Annotated in this window: 18 protein-coding genes and 1 pseudogene; 12 read left to right on the plus strand and 7 right to left on the minus strand. The window is 60.0% G+C overall.

What is annotated here, in order from left to right; translation table 11 throughout:
- Positions 1-296: 296 nt before the first annotated feature.
- Positions 297-1,223, plus strand: a complete 927-nt coding sequence (locus MHI61_RS11255; protein WP_239792059.1) for an ABC transporter ATP-binding protein — start codon at positions 297-299, stop codon at positions 1,221-1,223.
- Positions 1,220-1,981, plus strand: coding sequence for an ABC transporter permease (locus tag MHI61_RS11260; RefSeq protein WP_239792060.1), 762 nt, complete (start codon positions 1,220-1,222; stop codon positions 1,979-1,981). Before MHI61_RS11255 ends, MHI61_RS11260 begins: the two co-directional genes overlap by 4 nt.
- A 118-nt stretch (positions 1,982-2,099) precedes the next feature.
- Here MHI61_RS11260 and MHI61_RS11265 read toward each other — a convergent pair whose 3' ends face one another.
- Entirely contained in the window at positions 2,100-2,537 is a 438-nt protein-coding gene (locus MHI61_RS11265) for an EamA family transporter (protein WP_239792061.1), read from the minus strand.
- A gap of 438 nt (positions 2,538-2,975) precedes the next feature.
- On the opposite strand from MHI61_RS11265, the gene MHI61_RS11270 reads away from it, so the two are divergent.
- Complete coding sequence (locus tag MHI61_RS11270) at positions 2,976-4,244, plus strand: MFS transporter (protein ID WP_239792062.1); 1,269 nt, start codon at positions 2,976-2,978, stop codon at positions 4,242-4,244.
- 9 nt (positions 4,245-4,253) lie between these two features.
- Here MHI61_RS11270 and MHI61_RS11275 read toward each other — a convergent pair whose 3' ends face one another.
- The 3 genes from MHI61_RS11275 to MHI61_RS11285 are packed head-to-tail and all read right to left on the minus strand — an operon-like array spanning position 4,254 to position 5,968.
- Complete coding sequence (locus MHI61_RS11275) at positions 4,254-4,955, minus strand: TIGR02281 family clan AA aspartic protease (RefSeq protein WP_010029052.1); 702 nt, start codon at positions 4,953-4,955, stop codon at positions 4,254-4,256.
- On the minus strand, positions 4,955-5,167 hold the full coding sequence (locus tag MHI61_RS11280; RefSeq protein WP_097605264.1) for a DUF1289 domain-containing protein: 213 nt from the start codon (positions 5,165-5,167) through the stop codon (positions 4,955-4,957). The genes MHI61_RS11275 and MHI61_RS11280 overlap by 1 nt, the downstream gene beginning before the upstream one ends.
- Positions 5,168-5,185: 18 nt before the next feature.
- Positions 5,186-5,968, minus strand: a complete 783-nt coding sequence (locus MHI61_RS11285) for an adenosylcobinamide-GDP ribazoletransferase (protein WP_239792063.1) — start codon at positions 5,966-5,968, stop codon at positions 5,186-5,188.
- 152 nt (positions 5,969-6,120) lie between these two features.
- On the opposite strand from MHI61_RS11285, the gene cobT reads away from it, so the two are divergent.
- A complete protein-coding gene (gene cobT / locus MHI61_RS11290) occupies positions 6,121-7,137 on the plus strand; it encodes a nicotinate-nucleotide--dimethylbenzimidazole phosphoribosyltransferase (RefSeq protein ID WP_239792064.1) in 1,017 nt (338 codons plus the stop codon).
- Positions 7,138-7,282: 145 nt separating this feature from the next.
- Positions 7,283-7,666: a diacylglycerol kinase gene (locus tag MHI61_RS11295; RefSeq protein WP_239792065.1), complete on the plus strand. Its 384-nt coding sequence runs from the start codon at positions 7,283-7,285 to the stop codon at positions 7,664-7,666.
- 1 nt (position 7,667) lies between these two features.
- Here the strand turns inward: MHI61_RS11295 and MHI61_RS11300 are convergent, their stop codons facing one another.
- Positions 7,668-9,203, minus strand: coding sequence for a HAMP domain-containing sensor histidine kinase (locus MHI61_RS11300; protein WP_239792831.1), 1,536 nt, complete (start codon positions 9,201-9,203; stop codon positions 7,668-7,670).
- Positions 9,204-9,309: 106 nt separating this feature from the next.
- On the opposite strand from MHI61_RS11300, the gene MHI61_RS11305 reads away from it, so the two are divergent.
- The 6 genes and pseudogenes from MHI61_RS11305 to MHI61_RS11330 all read left to right on the plus strand — a co-directional run bounded on the left by MHI61_RS11305 (position 9,310) and on the right by MHI61_RS11330 (position 14,455).
- Entirely contained in the window at positions 9,310-9,867 is a 558-nt protein-coding gene (locus MHI61_RS11305; protein WP_239792066.1) for a thermonuclease family protein, read from the plus strand.
- 4 nt (positions 9,868-9,871) lie between these two features.
- Positions 9,872-10,504, plus strand: a complete 633-nt coding sequence (locus MHI61_RS11310) for a uracil-DNA glycosylase family protein (RefSeq protein ID WP_239792067.1) — start codon at positions 9,872-9,874, stop codon at positions 10,502-10,504.
- 69 nt (positions 10,505-10,573) lie between these two features.
- Positions 10,574-11,062 carry an Lrp/AsnC family transcriptional regulator gene (locus tag MHI61_RS11315; protein ID WP_004678404.1) on the plus strand — a complete coding sequence of 163 codons (489 nt, stop codon included), beginning with the start codon at positions 10,574-10,576 and terminating at the stop codon, positions 11,060-11,062.
- Between the two features lie 722 nt (positions 11,063-11,784).
- Positions 11,785-12,807, plus strand: coding sequence for a porin (locus tag MHI61_RS11320; protein ID WP_097579778.1), 1,023 nt, complete (start codon positions 11,785-11,787; stop codon positions 12,805-12,807).
- Between the two features lie 402 nt (positions 12,808-13,209).
- Positions 13,210-14,107: pseudogene (locus tag MHI61_RS11325) on the plus strand (LysR substrate-binding domain-containing protein).
- Positions 14,108-14,236: 129 nt separating this feature from the next.
- A complete protein-coding gene (locus MHI61_RS11330; protein WP_239792068.1) occupies positions 14,237-14,455 on the plus strand; it encodes a hypothetical protein in 219 nt (72 codons plus the stop codon).
- 120 nt (positions 14,456-14,575) lie between these two features.
- Here the strand turns inward: MHI61_RS11330 and MHI61_RS11335 are convergent, their stop codons facing one another.
- Positions 14,576-15,013 (minus strand): CBS domain-containing protein, encoded by a 438-nt coding sequence (locus tag MHI61_RS11335; RefSeq protein ID WP_097579780.1) that lies wholly within the window; start codon positions 15,011-15,013, stop codon positions 14,576-14,578.
- Positions 15,014-15,324: 311 nt separating this feature from the next.
- On the opposite strand from MHI61_RS11335, the gene MHI61_RS11340 reads away from it, so the two are divergent.
- Positions 15,325-16,107, plus strand: coding sequence for a universal stress protein (locus tag MHI61_RS11340; protein WP_239792069.1), 783 nt, complete (start codon positions 15,325-15,327; stop codon positions 16,105-16,107).
- Positions 16,108-16,469: 362 nt separating this feature from the next.
- On the opposite strand, the gene MHI61_RS11345 is transcribed toward MHI61_RS11340, so the two are convergent.
- Positions 16,470-16,754, minus strand: coding sequence for a hypothetical protein (locus MHI61_RS11345; RefSeq protein WP_239792070.1), 285 nt, complete (start codon positions 16,752-16,754; stop codon positions 16,470-16,472).
- Between the last annotated feature and the right edge of the window lie 5 nt (positions 16,755-16,759).

Below are 16,759 nucleotides of genomic sequence, written 5' to 3' on the forward strand. Positions count from 1 at the left end.
AAGGGATGGGCGGCGGGGCGGATGCCGGTGCTTGCCTCGGCTCTCTTATCGGGCATCAAGATCACCGGATGATGACATTCCAAACCGGCCGTACCTTTCTTTTCACCGGCTTCATCGTTGCGGTGATAGCCGAAAAGCCGGTATCTTGGTCATGTCGCCAGTGAGTGACTCCGTCGTCGTCAGTGACGGTGTTGGCGCTGCGTGAATGCAGTGTTCACGTTCCCGAAGGATGTCAAACCGTCACAGACGAACTATATAGCGGGCCGAAATACTTCGAGAATCCTCAAGAGTTCCGCATGGCCCCCATTATTTCCATTCAGAACCTGACCAAGACCTATGCCAATGGGTTCGAGGCCCTGAAGGGCATCAACCTCAACGTGGAGAAGGGCGAGATCCTGGCGCTGCTCGGACCGAACGGCGCCGGCAAGACGACGCTGATCTCGATCATCTGCGGCATTGCCAATCCGAGTGGCGGGCAGGTGTTGGTCGCCGGTCACGACGTTGTCAAAGATTTCCGCGCCACGCGTTCCATGATCGGCCTTGTGCCGCAGGAACTGACCACCGATCAGTTCGAGACAGTGTTCAATACGGTAAGCTTTTCCCGTGGGCTGCACGGCAAGACGGCCAACCCCGCCCATATCGAGAAGGTGCTGCGGGCGCTTTCGCTCTGGGACAAAAAGGACAACATGCTGCGCCAGCTTTCCGGCGGCATGAAGCGGCGTGTGCTGATCGCAAAGGCGCTCTCCCATGAGCCGGAGATCCTTTTCCTCGACGAGCCGACCGCCGGCGTCGACGTGACGCTGCGCAAGGATATGTGGAATGTCGTCGAGCAGCTGCGGGCTTCCGGTGTCACTATCATCCTGACAACACATTACATCGAAGAGGCCGAGGAGATCGCCGACCGGGTCGGCGTCATCAATGGCGGGCAATTGCTGCTCGTCGAGGATAAGGCGGCGCTGATGGCCAAGCTTGGCCGCAAGCAGCTCATCCTCGATCTCACCGAACCGCTCGAGCGGCTGCCGGACTGTTTTGCCGGCAACGGGTTGACGCTGGAAGCCGAAGGCTGCCGGCTGACCTATGATTTCGATGCCGATAATGAGCAGGAGAGCATCGCGACCCTGCTCACCCGGCTAAGCGAGAACAACATCCATTTCAAGGATCTCTCGACGCGGCAGAGTTCGCTCGAAGACATCTTCGTGGCCCTGGTGGGAGCGGCAAAATGAACGTCGAAGCAATCAAATCGATCTATTTCTTCGAGATGGCGCGCACGCGCCGCACCCTGCTGCAGAGCGTCATCTCGCCGGTGATTTCGACATCGCTCTATTTCATCGTCTTCGGCGCGGCGATCGGCTCGCGCATACAGGAAGTGGAGGGGGTATCCTACGGCGCCTTCATCACACCCGGCCTGATCATGCTGACGCTGCTCGGCCAATGCATCAGCAACGGCTCCTTCGGCATCTATTTCCCGAAATTCACCGGCACGATCTACGAGGTGCTGTCGGCGCCGGTGGCGATGACGGAAATCCTTCTTGGTTATGTCGGGGCGGCGGCGACCAAGGGGATGATCATCGGTTTCATTATCCTGCTGACCGCCAATCTCTTCGTCGACGTCAGGATCGAGCATCCCTTCATGATGATCCTGTTCTTCCTGCTGACGGCTGTCACCTTCAGCCTGTTCGGCTTCATGATCGGCATCTGGGCCGGCAATTTCGAGCAGCTGAACCTTATTCCGATGTTGGTGGTGCCGCCGCTGACCTTCCTTGGCGGCAGCTTTTATTCGGTCAACATGCTGCCGCCTTTCTGGCAGGCGGTCAGCCACTTCAATCCGGTACTCTATCTCGTCAGCGGCTTCCGCTGGAGCTTTTACGGGATCGCCGATGTCAATCCGGCGATCAGTCTGGCGATGATCACGGTGTTCCTGGCGATCTGCCTCGGCACGCTCGGCTGGATCTTCAAGACCGGTTACCGGCTGCGCAACTGACGCTGACCGCGTGTCATTGGATACTCCGATGACGCTATCGATCTGGTAGTAAGGCAGCGACCGATAATCGGCGAAGCCTTTGGCTCCTATTGAACTGTCTGATCGTGCGCATTTTCCCTCAGGCGCTGCTGACGAGGAGAGCGCCTGAGAGAATCAGGAGGGTGCCAACGGCGAGCTTGACTGTGTTGATCTCTGAGGCCTCGCCGAGAAAAAGGGCGCCGATGGCGAGCGTCACCAGCACGTTGCAGCTCCAGATCGGCGCGAGTTTCGAGACAGGGACGCCGTAAGCGAAGAGCGCGAAGCTGATGAGGCCGGTGCCGAAAGCGAAGCAGGCGCCGGCGGTGGCGGCAAAACCAAGACCTGCGGCGGTCCAGGGGGCAGGGCGCCAGATCAGCGCGGCGATCAGGCCGGCGAGAGCACAGGCGGCGCCGAAGGCGATCAGATAGACGGCGGAGCCGGTGGCGGACGTGGCGCTCTGCTTCTGGAAGATGGCGGTGATGCCCCAGAAAATGGCGGGCAGAATGCCGCCGATGACGATCGGCGAGAGTGAATTCATCGCGAAACTCCTGTCGCACCCATAGGTCAAGCCTTCGCCTCAGGCGAAGGCCGATCGAACATGCGGGGTGCCACCAGACTAGGAGTTTCTTTTTGCTCTTTGTGGTCTTGTTGTTTTGCGAGCGAAGGTGACAGATCCGACCGCTTCCGTAAAGCGCGCATCGCGCCATTGGCCGCACGGGTTAGCCGGCGTGCATTTCCAACGGGCGGTGAAACCTCACGTTGACGAGGTAGAAATATTCGTCTAGCCATAGCGGTCATGAAGATCGCAATGGTTCTTGTCGTGGTGATAGAGCGCATGGGCAGGATGGTGTAACCATCCGGCGATCAGCCCCATGCGCGGTAAATCAAGCTCCTGACGGGGCTTTTTTTGTGCCCTGAATTTGTGCTGCGCCTCGTCAAACTCTCCAGAAATCTCGCTGACAAGACGGGCAGGACCATGACACGCGATAATTCCGTTCAGACTTTCGGCAGCCGCCTGACCGAGAAGACGGTCACGACATCGACCGCCGCACCCCGACGCACGATCCTCCTGCTGCTGACGGCGCTTTCGGTATTACCGGTCAACATATATCTGCCGGCGCTGCCGAACATCGCAGCCACGTTTCAGGCCGATTTCGCCCTCGTCAATCTTTCGATTGCGGGCTATGCCATCATCAACGCCGTGACGGAAATTGTCGCCGGCGCGATGTCGGATCGCTACGGGCGCCGGCCGGTCGCGCTGATCGCCGTTTCGATTTTCATCATTGCTTCGATCGGCTGCGCGCTCGCACCCAATATCGGCGTTTTCCTGTTGTTTCGCGTGATGCAGGCGTCGATCGCCGCCTGTTTCTGCGTCGCTCTTGTCGTCATCAAGGAGACGGCGGGCGAGGGCCAGGCTGCCAACAGGATCGGCTACGCCGCCATGGGTTGGGCAATCGCGCCGATGCTCGGTCCGAGTTTCGGCGGCGTTCTGGACGAGGCGTTTGGATGGCGGGCGATCTTCGTTGCTCTCGCGCTGCTTGGCGCAGCCATCCTTGCCATTTCCATGCGCGAGCTGAAGGAAACCGCCGGACATGCGTCGAGACCGAGAGGCAATTACCTTGCCTCCTATCGGCAGCTCCTGGGTTCGCCGCGGTTCTGGGCGTATACGCTGTGCATGGCCTGCTCCACCGGCACTCTTTATATCTTTCTCGGAGGGGCATCTTTGGCCGTCGGTTCACTGCTCGGCGGATCGAGCACGAAGCTGGGCTTCTTCATGGGAATGGTTCCCGCAGGGTTCATTCTGGGCAGCTATCTCGCTGCCCGATTGGCGGGAAAATCGCTCGGCGTCACGCTCGTTATTGCGCGCGTAACGACCTGCGTGGGTCTGTTGCTGGGGCTGACCCTGTCGATGTCGGGCATCACACATATCCTGGCGTTTTTCGGACCCTGCATGTTCATCGGCATCGGCAATGGCTTGACCTTTCCCGCCGCCAATCTGGGGGTGATGTCGGTTCGCGCCAATCTCGCCGGCACCGCTGCCGGCCTTGCCGCTGCCATGTCGATCGCCGGCGGAGCGCTGATCGCTTCGATCGCCGGACTGTTTCTCCGGGAGGCCGGCGCGATTCCGACGTTGTTCGCGATGTTGTTGACATCGGCGTCGCTTGCTTTGTCGGCAGCGCTTTTCGCAGCTTTGGTCGACGTTCCTGATCGAGAGGCCGCAGAACGCGGATCGGGGATAAATTAATCCGCCGGTTCAATCCCGCAGGCGCAATTCGTCGGTCTGCATCTGCATGGAGCCCAGCGTTTCCAGGAAGCTCATGCCGAGCAGGCTCTGGTCGAGTCGGCCGTCCTCGGCGACGCTGGCGGCGACGTTGTTGCGGACGATCGGACCGATCGCCACCTGGTCGAGCGTGATCGGGGCTGCGCGGCTGCGGCCGTTGGCGGTCATGACCGTCATCGAGTAGGTGAGGCCGGTGAGGTCGATGCCGATGCGTTCGGCATCCTCGTGCGAGAGCGCCACCATGCTGGAGCCGGTGTCGACAAGCATCTCGACCGTTCGGCCATTGACATTGACGTCGGCTTCAAAATGGCCGTTCAACAGCTTGTGCAGGATGATTTCCTCGCCACCCTCGCTCGTCGTGACGACGACGGCACGGCCGGGGACGAGGCCGGCGAGCAGGCGGTTGCCGACTCCGAGTGCTTCCTGGCGGTAGAGATAGACGGTGATGAGCGCCAGGATGATCACCAGCCAGATCATCATCTGGCGCATGGTTTCACCGACGCTGCGCCGGCTTCCCCAGATGCCGGCCGACAGCATCAGCGCGATCGGCAGCAGGTAAACGAAGCGGCCGAAATCGTCGCTTTGCAGGCCGAGGATGCGGCTGCCGTCATTGTTGAGGATCAGCACGGCAAGGCCGATGCCGATCACGACGAGGAGGACAGTCAAACGGATCATCAGGGCTGCTCCGGCCGCGCGGCGAGGCTTGTTTTCATGCGGCTCCTCGTGGCAGCGGCTGCGAGCCTCGCCGGCAGCAGCGCCATGATCCCGCCGCGCTCGGCATCAGTATAGGTCATCCAGCCACCGATTTCCTCAAGAGTGCGGCCGCATCCGGCGCAAAAACCGGTGGCTGAAACCATGGAACAGACGTGAATGCAGGGTGTTTGCATGGAGGATATATCGGAGTTTCAAAGAGCCGTGGCAAGGGCGCAAAAAGTGGCGATTTCGCAAATCTGCTGCGTTGCCCCCAGCGTGTCGCCGGTGTGGCCGGCAAGCCGGCGGCGGATGAAGACGGTGAAAGCAAATCCTGTGGCGCCGGTGGCGAGCAGGCTGGCGACGAGCGGCTGCAGGCCGAATGCCGGCCAGATCAGAAGCGTTGCGAGGAAACCGGCCGAGACGAGTGCAAAATGCATCGCCGCCTCATCCGGCTGACCGTTGGAGGCCGCCACGCCATCGGCCTTTGCCGGCGGCAGCCGCTGCCAATGCCAGACGATCGCGCCGCGGCTCAGCGCCGCGACGGCGGGAATGGCAAGGACTGCTGCGAGCAGCGAGGAATGGCGGACAATGGCGGCAAGCGCTGCTGCGCGGATCGCGAAGGAGAGAATGAGTACGATTGCGCCATAGGTGCCGATCCGGCTGTCCTTCATGATGCTGAGGCTCTGTTCGCGGCTCTTGCCGCCGCCGATGCCGTCGGCCGTATCGGCCAAGCCATCTTCGTGCAGCGCGCCGGTGACAAGAGCCTGGACCGCGAGTGCGATCAGTGCGGCTACCAGTGGATCCGCGCGCAGGCCCAGAAGAAGGAGGAGGGCGAGGGCTGGGACAAAGCCGATGAGAAGTCCGGCGAAGGGAAAGGCGCACACCAGGCGGCCGAGCCTGCCGTCATAGCCGTTGAACAGCGCTGGCGGCATGGGAAGGCGGCTGAGGAAGGCGACGGCGCGGGCGGTATCGACCGCATAGTCCTTGATCTTCATTCTGTTTCGTTCTGCCGGAGGCCCGGCTTATGGTCGCGGCGGCGCTTTTGGTGTTGTTCGCTTCGTTCGCCGGCTTTAAGAGAGAGCCACCGCAAAGAAGCTGATTTGCGTGGAAAAAACAAGAATAGCCGATTCATAGGAACACCGCACAGATGAGCGTTTCAGGCCTGCCGTTCGACGATTTCCGTACCCTGCTCCGCGACCTGCCCGGGCCGGATGCCCGCGCGCTGGTGGCCGCACGCGAACGCGACGCGCAGCTGACCAAGCCGCCGGGTGCGCTCGGACGGCTCGAAGAAATCGCCTTCTGGCTCGCCGCCTGGACCGGACGCCCACCCGCCGTCAACCGGCCGCTGGTGGCAATCTTCGCCGGCAACCACGGCGTTACCAGGCACGGCATCACGCCTTTTCCGCCGGCCGTGACGCAGCAGATGGTCGAGAATTTCGCAGCCGGCGGCGCGGCAATCAACCAGATTTGCGTGGCTTATGATCTCGGCCTGAAAGTCTTCGACCTGGCACTCGATTATCCCACAGGCGACATTACCGAGGAGGCGGCGCTTTCCGAGCGTGACTGCGCCGCGACCATGGCTTTCGGCATGGAAGCGATCGCCGGCGGGACCGATCTGCTGTGCATCGGCGAGATGGGCATCGGCAATACGACGATCGCGGCTGCGATCAACTATGCCCTCTATGGCGGTTCGGCGCGCGACTGGGTGGGACCCGGCACCGGCTCTGAAGGCGAGATGCTGGAGCGCAAGATTGCGGCGGTCGAAAAGGCAGTGGCGCTGCATAGCGACCATCTCGACGATCCGCTCGAGATCATGCGGCGGCTTGGCGGGCGCGAGATTGCGGCGATGGCGGGCGCCATTCTTGCCGCCCGCATGGAGCGCATTCCGGTGCTGATCGACGGTTATGTCGCGACAGCCGCGGCGGCGATCCTCAAAGCCGCAAACCCTATCGCGCTCGATCATTGCCTGATCGGCCATGTCTCCGCCGAACCCGGGCATCTGCGCTCGATCGAGATGCTTGGCAAGACGCCGCTTCTGGCGCTCGGCATGCGGCTCGGCGAAGGCACCGGTGCGGCGCTGGCCGCCGGCATCGTCAAGGCTGCCGCCGCCTGTCATTCCGGCATGGCAACCTTTGCCCAGGCCGGCGTGAGCGGCAAGCATTGAGGCCGCGGCCGGCAGCACCGGTGATGCGGGCTCCGGTTTGCTTGCGCCGCCGAGGTGGAATGGGTATCTGCGTATTCGCCCGCCAAAGGGGAGATGGCAAAGTCCTTCCCCGGTCAGGGGCGCAACGGGAAGAGGAGAGGGTGTCTTGACCAAGCCTGCGGTGACGAAAGAGACCGGATTTCGGCATTTCATCGCCGCTGCCAGCTATTCCTGGGCGGGCTTTCTGCGTGTGCTGAAAGAGGCAGCCTTCCGCCAGGAACTTGGTTTCTTCGTCGTTTCGATCGCAGCGCTAGCGCTGGCGGGCGCGACGGCCGGCGAGATCGTCGTCGCGGTGCTGCTGTTTCTCGGGCTGTTTTCGATGGAGGCGATGAATACCGCCGTCGAAGAGGTGATCGACCGGATTTCGCCGGAGATTTCGATTGTCGGCAAACATGCCAAGGATCTCGGTTCCTTCGCGGTGACCTGCATGATCGCCGCCTGCTGCCTTTATCTCGGCTTCGTTCTCGGCAAACACCTGTTTTTTGGTTGAATCAGGCAAAGCTCTTGCGCTTGCGCGCGACGGCCTGAGCCTCTTCGACAGCCGGCAGGCTCTGGAGCACGCGCTTGGCGGGCAGGATGGCGATGACCTCTGTGCCCTCGCGCAGCTTCGATTTCAGCAGGAACTGTCCGTCATGCTTGGCAAGGATCGCCTGGACGATCGGCAGGCCGAGGCCGGTGCCCTGCTCGGCGCTCTTGATGGCGATCGAACCCTGGCCGAAGGCCGAGAGGACAACGGGAATCTCTTCTTCCGGAATGCCGGGGCCGTTATCCTTGATCGAGATGTACTGGCCGCCGCCGGCCGTCCAACCGACCTTGACGTGGATTTCGCCACCCTGCGGCGTGAATTTGACGGCATTGGAGAGAAGATTGAGCACCACCTGCCGCATCGACTTCTCGTCCGCCCAGATGGCCGGCAACTGCCGCTCGAACTGATCCGAAATGGCGATGTTCTTGGCGCGGGCGCGCAACTGCACCATGCCGATGCAATCCTCGGTGATATCGAGCAGCGAGATCGCTTCTTCGCTCAGTTCGTATTTGCCGGCCTCGATGCGCGACAGGTCGAGGATTTCGTTGATCAGATCGAGCAGATGCTGGCCGGAGCGATGAATATCGCCGGCATATTCCTTGTAGGTCGGATTGGCGAGCGGCCCCATGACTTCGGCCGACATCACTTCGGAAAAGCCGAGAATGGCGTTGAGCGGGGTCCTGAGTTCGTGCGACATCGAGGCAAGGAAGCGGGACTTGGCGAGGTTTGCCTCTTCGGCCCGGCGACGCGCCTCGTCAGACATCGATTTCGCCACTTCCAGCTCGGCGATCAGGTCGTCTTTCTCCGACTGATAGGAGAGGATCCTGAGGTTCGATTTGAACAGCCGATCGCTGATATAGTTGAAGAAGACCAGCGTGGTCGTGAACAGCCCGGTCAGGCTGATTTCGAGGAGGTCGCGCGACAGGCCGCTCTTGGCGCCGAGCGCCAGGACCGCCGGTGCAAAGGCGACCAGCACGGCAGGCGTCAGCATGAAATTCGACATCGCCGTGACGGAGAGCGCAATCAGCAATGTTGCGCCCTTATAGAGAATGAAGCTCGACGGCTCGCAGGTGTCGCAGCTCAGCAGCGCGAAGACGGCCCAGCAGCAGCCGACCAGGAATTGGCCGGAGAGCAGCAGGCGGCGCCATTTGCGGGCGCTCTCGGCGGTAATTTCCTGGCGGCGCGCGCGCCGCGCGAGCAGGATATTGCCGGTGTGGCAGGTGAGCGTCAGCAGCGCCCAGAAGAGCAATCGGGTATCTTGGGTGAAATAAACGCCGAGACCGGTAATGATGACGACAAAGAGCGGCATGATCGTCGCGCCCTGCAGCATCGACGCGATGTACATCCTGAGTACATCACGGTCGAAGGAGGAATTGGACGCATGGCCGGACTGAAGACGTTCGCGCGTCTGCCGCACGGCCTTGGAAACGGCCTTGTTGCGGTGGCTGCGCGACCTGTCGACGATAATCTTGTCGGTCGATGTGCTTACGCCGGTACTCATGTGCACGTTGAAACTTCATCCCAGGGTGGATAAGAGCTTAACCGGCAATTCTTAAGAAGATGTTTGCCATCTTTGCCAAGGATTTGTTTTTTAAGGAGGCGAAAGCGTGACACGGGGCCTGCGCCTGATTCGCGACGGCGTGACCGCTTTTGCCCTGCTGGCGCTCCTGGCGCTGATCGCCGCCAAGGTCAACGATACTGCAGCCATCAAGCATAGGGGCGCCTTTCATGCCGCCGATGGCGACAGTCTGTCTTTGGGGCGGGAACGCTTGCGTCTCGAAGGCATCGATGCCCCGGAGCTCAATCAGAGCTGCGAGCGGGCGGGAGCGGTCTGGGCTTGCGGGCGCGCCGCGCGCCAGGCGCTGCAGGAGATGGTGCTGGCATCGGGAACGCTTTGCCAGGGCAACCGGCGCGACCGCTATGACAGGCTGCTCGTCGTCTGCCGCAATGGGGCAGGCGCGGACGTCAATGCCGCCATGGTGCGGCGGGGCATGGCCATCTCCTATGGCGGTTACGGCAAGGAGGAGGCCGAAGCGAGGGCTGCGAAAGCGGGGATGTGGGCCGGAAGTTTTGAGCGGCCGCGCGATGTGCGCGACCATGCCCGCCAGAATTCCGGTTTCGACGCGGCGCTGCGCTTCATCGGGCGGATCGTCGGATGGGAGTAAAGCCATGACCGACGAAGCCGAGCTGGAAACTTTGCGGCGTGAAATCGCCGCCTGCCGAATCTGTCGCGACGCGCCGGCAAAGGGCGCCGCGCACCGGTTGCCGCACGAGCCGCGGCCGGTGGCCGTGATTTCTTCGAACGCCCGCATCCTGATCGCCGGGCAGGCGCCCGGACTTCGTGTGCATGAGAGCGGCCTGCCATTCGACGATGCCTCGGGCGACCGGCTGCGATCGTGGCTCGGCGTTGACAGGGCAACATTCTACGACCGCGACCGGTTCGCCATCGTGCCGATGGGCTTCTGCTTTCCCGGCTACGACGACAAGGGGGCGGATCTGCCGCCGCGGCGCGAATGTGCGCCGTTCTGGCGGCAAAGAGTCATTTCGGCGATGCCGCAGATCGAACTGGTGCTGGTCATCGGCCAATATGCACAGGCCTGGCATATGGCCGGCGGGGGGCGAGGCGGTATGACCGAGACGGTGCGGGGGTGGCGCGACAGTCTCATGTCCGGACGGTCGCCGGCGGTGCTGCCGCTGCCGCATCCGAGCTGGCGCAACAGCGGCTGGCTGAAACGCAATTCCTGGTTCGAGAAAGAACTGCTGCCTGTCTTGCAGGAGCGGACGAAAATGCTGCTTTCCTGAAACAAAATTCTTTTCGTTGGGCGGAATCGAGTTATACAAAGAAAATAATTCGAAAGGACTGACGTGCGCATGGACCGCCTCGACCGAAAAATTCTGCGTCTGCTGCAAGAAGATTCGACGCTTGCCGTTGCCGATCTCGCTAAAAAAGTGGGTCTTTCGACGACGCCTTGCTGGCGGCGTATCCAGAAAATGGAGGAGGATGGCGTCATCAAGCGTCGTGTTGCCATCCTCGATCCCGAGAAAGTCAACACCAAGGTCACCGTTTTCGTGTCGATTCGCACCGCTACCCATTCGATCGAGTGGCTGCGCCGCTTTTCCGAGGTGGTCGCCGAATTCCCCGAAGTGGTCGAATTCTACCGGATGAGCGGTGATGTCGATTATCTCCTGCGAGTCGTCGTGCCCGATATCGCCGCCTACGATGCCTTTTATAAGCGGATGATCGCAAAGATCGAGATTCGCGACGTCTCCTCCGCCTTTGCGATGGAGCAGATCAAGTATTCGACGCAGCTGCCGCTCGACTATATGATTCTCGAGAACGCCAAGTCCAACGAGGATTGAGTCCGAGCGTGCGATCTGCGACCGCTGGAATGGCGGTTGATAATCAAATATCGAGGCATGGTCTGCTACCGCAGGGGGTATCCTCCTCAAGAAATGAGCTTCGAGCGGCATTCTCACCATCCGTGAGAATGTCCGCAATGAGGCAGCAAGCAGGGCCAGGAGCGGGTTCTGACTGCAGAAATTTCTCGAAAATAGCGAAAAAGTGCTTGAATCGCGGCGAAATCCTGAAAAAATAAATAGCCTGATAACGATTAAGGGCCTACAGTGCATACAACCATTGCGCAGCATGTCATCATTTTGACGCATTGGTATCGAATTCAGGACACCATGTTCTAAGCCATCGCCTTGTATGTGTTCATTAGGCGGCGGTAGAGTTTTATGAGCTTCACCACTGCTGTCCGACGAAGATCGGGCGGTGGGGATTTTGATGAAAGAATATAGCGTTTGCGGCTTGCGATGGAGGGTTTCCGTCGCCGGGCCATTTGTGCGTTTTTTTGCTGTAACCATTTGAAATTGTTGTATAAAAATCACGCTTTCGAGGAAAGTGTCTCGATCGAACCCCTCCCGCGTATATCGAGAATTGCTTGATAACTCCCGGTATGTGATGACGGTTTGGCGGTTCGATCGATCCGCACGCCGAGATGGCTGTTCAAACTGGGCCGGCTTCAAATCGACTACCCGATTGGAAGCCAGCCCCGATCGACAAAGGAATGGATTGGTAAATGAACATCAGAATGGTTTTGCTCGCATCAGCAGCAGCATTTGCTGCATCGACGCCGGTTCTTGCAGCTGACGCTATCGTTGCTGCCGAGCCGGAACCGGTTGAATATGTTCGCGTCTGCGACGCTTACGGCACCGGCTACTTCTACATCCCGGGCACCGAAACCTGCCTCAAGATCGAAGGCTACATCCGTTTCCAGGTTGATGTTGGTGATCAGCCGCTCAACGGTTCGCTCAGCAACGACTCGGATTGGGATGCCCGTACGCGTGGCCAGGTTCAGTTCACGGCCAAGAGCGACACCGAGTATGGTCCGCTGACCGGCGTCATCGTCATGCAGTTCAATGCTGACAACGCTTCGGATCAGGATGCCATCCTCGACTCCGCTTACCTCGACATCGCGGGCTTCCGCGCTGGTCTCTTCTACAGCTGGTGGGACGACGGCCTCTCCGGCGAAACCGACGACATCGGTTCGATCGTAACCCTGCATAACTCGCTCCGTTATCAGTACGAAAGCGGCACCTTCTACGCCGGCATCAGCGTCGACGAACTGGAAGACGGCTTCTACAAGACGGGCGAAGAGCCGAACAACGTTGGCGTTGCCTTCGGCGTTGGCGGCACTGCCGGTGCGTTCAGCTATCAGATCACTGGCGGCTGGGACTTCGACAACGAAGACGGCGCTGTCCGTGCAATGGGTACGGTTGAAATCGGTCCCGGTACGCTCGGCCTCGCTGCCGTATACTCTTCCGGCCCGAACTCCTACTACTCCGCAGCTGAATGGGCTGTCGCTGCCGAATACGCAATCAAGGCAACCGACAAGCTCAAGATCACTCCTGGCGTCCAGTACTACGGTGACTACTACGTCTCCGGCGACGACTTCAGCGATGGCGACGCTTGGAAGGTTGGTCTGACGGTTGATTACCAGATCGTCGACAACTTCTACGCCAAGGCTTCGGTTCAGTACCTCGATCCGGAAGATGCTGACGACTCGACGGCTGGCTACTTCCGCCTGCAGCGTTCGTTCTAATCGACCTAGTGATGCTCCCGGTCTTCGGACCGGGGGCACCCAATCAGTTTCTGATCCGAGTGACCTCCGATCAGCTACGGGGACGGGTCCGGTCTTCCCTGCCGGACCGTCCTTGCAGCGTTTTTGCTCCCATCTTCATGGCACTTTTTCGATCGCCATCGAGGGTAGGCCGACCGGCATGTTGCGTATCGCACGTCGGCATCCTGCCCGCCCTCATTGAGGCTTTCCATTTCTTCATCACAAGAGAAATCAAACCGACCGACGGGAATCGGTTTCCTTTGCCGCAGACGGGTCGCGGAAAGAAAATCCAATGCCGACAATGTGATTACAGCTTTTTGGGAGAGAGGATACAACCGCTTGCAGCGGGCAGCATTCATTCGTACTCTCGGATAGCTTGTTCTTATGGAAGATCTCAACGACTATTATTATTTCGCAGCCGTCGTCTCCAGCGGTGGATTTGCGTCGGCCAGTCGCGATCTGAGGATACCGCGTTCGAAACTCAGCAGGCGAGTGAGCCGGCTTGAAGACGGGCTCGGCGCAAGGCTGATAGAGCGTTCGACCCGTCACTTTCGGGTGACAGAGATCGGCCAGGCTTTTTACGAAAGATGCCAGACCATTCTGCAGGAGGCCGATCGTGCCAAATCGATCGTCACCGAGGCCCAGTCCGACCCGCAGGGCGTGGTGCGGATGGCCTGCCCGCTCGGTCTTGTCGACATCTCCGTCGGCGGGATCCTGCCTGAATTCCTCGAACGTTACCCAAAGATCAAGCTGCAGATCATCGGCTCGGACCGGCGCGCCGACCTCATCAACGAACGGATCGACCTCGAGGTGAGGGCGACCAACGAGCCGGAGACGCAGACAAGCCTGACGATGCGCAAGCTCGACCGGGCGCGGCGCATCCTCGTCGCCAGTCCATCGCTCGTGGAGCGCAGCGGTGGTTTGAATTGCGTGGAACGAACTCGCCGATCAGCCGACGTTGGCGATGACCTCGTGGGTGACATTCCATACTTGGGAACTCATCGGCCCGAATGACGACAAACGGGTCATCCGGCATCAGCCGAGGCTGACCTGCCGCAGCATGACCGCCATTCTCGACGCAGCCCGCGCCGGGCTCGGCTTCGGGCTGCTGCTTGAAAGCGCCTGCGAGGCGGATCTGCAGGCTGGCAGGCTGGTGCGGGTGCTGCCGGAATGGCAGTCGGAAGAAAGCCAGTTTTATATCGTCTTCACGACGGCCAGGGGCATGCCGCCGGCGGTAAGGGTGCTGATCGACTTTCTGGTCGAAAAATCCAGGCATCATTGACGGCGAGGCGAAAGCCTCTGCCATATAGGGTGCTTCGCCGAAGATCTGGCCGTCGATTTAATCCTGGGGCTTCAGCCGGGGCATGGTAGCGCCCTCAGACGACCGGGCCCTGGGTGGGTGGAGTCCCTGATGACGCGAATGCTGATGATCCTCATTATTGGAGCAATGATTGCTTCCATACTCGGTATCCTGGCGATCAAGCCATTTGATCGACGCGCCACCACCGGTGATTCAACAACCGGAGCCGAAGTAGTTGAACCTCGGCTGATGCGCCAAGGCCTGGGTAAAACAGAAGCAAACCCAGCTCGTTCCAACTGGCGCTCGGGCCATAACAACGGAGCCACGTGAAGCGTCCTGTGTGCGCAATTGCAGGACTCTCGCACCCAAAGGCACTGGAGCGAGAGTCGAGAGTTGAATGAGCAGATGACCGCCGGCCCGTGGACAGTTTCTGTGGCGCGACGCGGACCGTCAGTGGGCCGTCTGTGAATGTGGACCGCCGCGTTGCGAAATGTCGCTCAGTGCTTTGCCTGTTTCCATGGTCTCGCCCTTCATGGCGAGATCGCCAAGCGAGATGATGCCGACCAGCCGCTTGCTTCGGTTCAGCACCGGCAAGCGCCGCACTTGAAGATCCCCCATGTTGTGAAGGACGTCTTCGATCTCTTCGTCATCGAAGCAGTATTTGACATCGGTACTCATTACGTCGCGGACCTTTGCGTCGGGGCCTTTGCCCTCTGCCACGCCACGAATGGCGATGTCGCGATCGGTGATCATGCCGACCAGCCGGTCATTCTCGCCCACCGGGAGAACGCCGGCATCAAGACGTCCCATCATTGAGGCGACATCTCGCAATGTGTGCTCCGGATCGGTGATCTGCACGTCTGTGGTCATGCAATTGCTGACTTTCATGATAACCTCCCTGGTGCTGCCCGCGCCTCTCGCACGGGATAAGAGAGAATCAACGCGCACCGTTGGGAAACGTTCCTGCCAAGACCCGGTCGTCTGATTGCGTGCCGGAGTGCCGTCGTCGAAATCGACTCGACGCGAACCGTTGAGTTTGAAATCTTTGCAGCCGCGTCCGGAACTGACGGCGTCAATGGACATTAACTGCTCAGGCTGATGGAGATTCGCCTTCGACCACCACTCTGCTGATGACTCCCACGACAGCGAACCGAGCAGGTGAACCACATGGCCCTGGGCGTTCGTGGATGGAGGAAGTTATGGCCTACAGAGATATCGTTGTCTATTTGGACGTCGGGGAAGATTGCGCAGCGCGTGTGCGCACGGCCATTGACGTCGCTGTCAAACATCAAGCCAGATTGATCGGAGTCAACGTCAGCACGAAAGAAGCACTGGAGGGTGAGAGCCGCGATCTTGCGCGGGCGATTGAAGCTGAATTCGCCATCGCAGGTCGGAAAGCTGGCCTTGATTTCCAATATCACGCGGCACGGCCAGAGGCTCATGACGCAGAGCAGCTTTTTTCCCATTGCGCGGATCTTCTGGTAACGACACAGCCACATCCAGACCGCCGCCATCTTTCCAATTCAGCAGTCCCCAAAGAAATTCTGGTGACAGCCGGGGTTCCCATGTTGGTCCTTCCAACGGGCTGGACAGGAGAAGACGCAATCGGCGAGCAGGTAGTCATTGCCTGGAATTTCAGCCGCGAGTCAACGAGGGCCGTTCACGACGCAATGCCGATCCTCAAGGCAGCACGCAAGGTTTTTCTGTTCGTCTTCGCGAGCAACTACAGCGACACAAACGCAGACGTTCAAGAGATAAAGCGTCATCTCGAACAGCACGGAGTTCGGGTCACGCTGGAAGGATGGCGGAACACGCGGGAGACGGATTTCATCAGTGCGTTGTTTGCCGGCCTCGACCGAGAGAGCGCAGATCTGATCGTCTGCGGCGCCTATGGCCACTCGCCGCTTTTCGAAGATATGTTCGGCGGTGCGACGCGTGATCTGCTGAATAACATTTCGATGCCGGTATTAATGTCGCACTAAACGCAGCCTTGCGACCGGCCATCTGCTCGAGAACTCTTTGAGCATGTTCCCGCGCGCTACGCAGTTTGGTGACACCGATTCCGAACCAAGCAGCGCTTCTGGACTCGGAACTTTCAGTGGGGCAGTCGGTTCTTGTCAGTGAAGCTAGAGGAACTGGCTATGCCTAGAAAAATTGCTGCCCCCGCCAAAAGGATCGACCCTAAAGAGCAGCCTGTCCACCGTTCCGACGACCAGGCGCCCCCGCGGAGTCTGATGATCGCCAACATCCGCCACGAGATACAAGAGAGACGCCGGCACCGAACCCAAACGACAAAGGGCTTCCCGAATAGGCCGCCGGAATAAGGCAGAGACCGAAGACGGTCTCAAGGCGCGCGATCGGTAAGAGCGTCGGCTCCCTCCTGCTCGGCGCAATGCGCACAACAATAAATGATGTCGCCCTGCTCGACACCATGCCCGATGATCCGGACGCCGCAATGCGGGCAGGCCGGAGCAAGTTTCTGAATAGCGCACTCGAAGCTATCGAAGGTGTAGGTTTCATTTCCCAGATTTACTTGGAAGGCCTTGTCATAATCGTTGCCGCACTGGTCGCATTTGGCCATAACTGAATCCTCCTGCTTATCAACCTCGCGCGCAGCGACAGGTTCCATTTTAG

It is taken from the genome of Rhizobium sp. K102, assembly GCF_022385315.1.
Classification (GTDB): Bacteria; Pseudomonadota; Alphaproteobacteria; order Rhizobiales; family Rhizobiaceae; genus Rhizobium; species Rhizobium croatiense.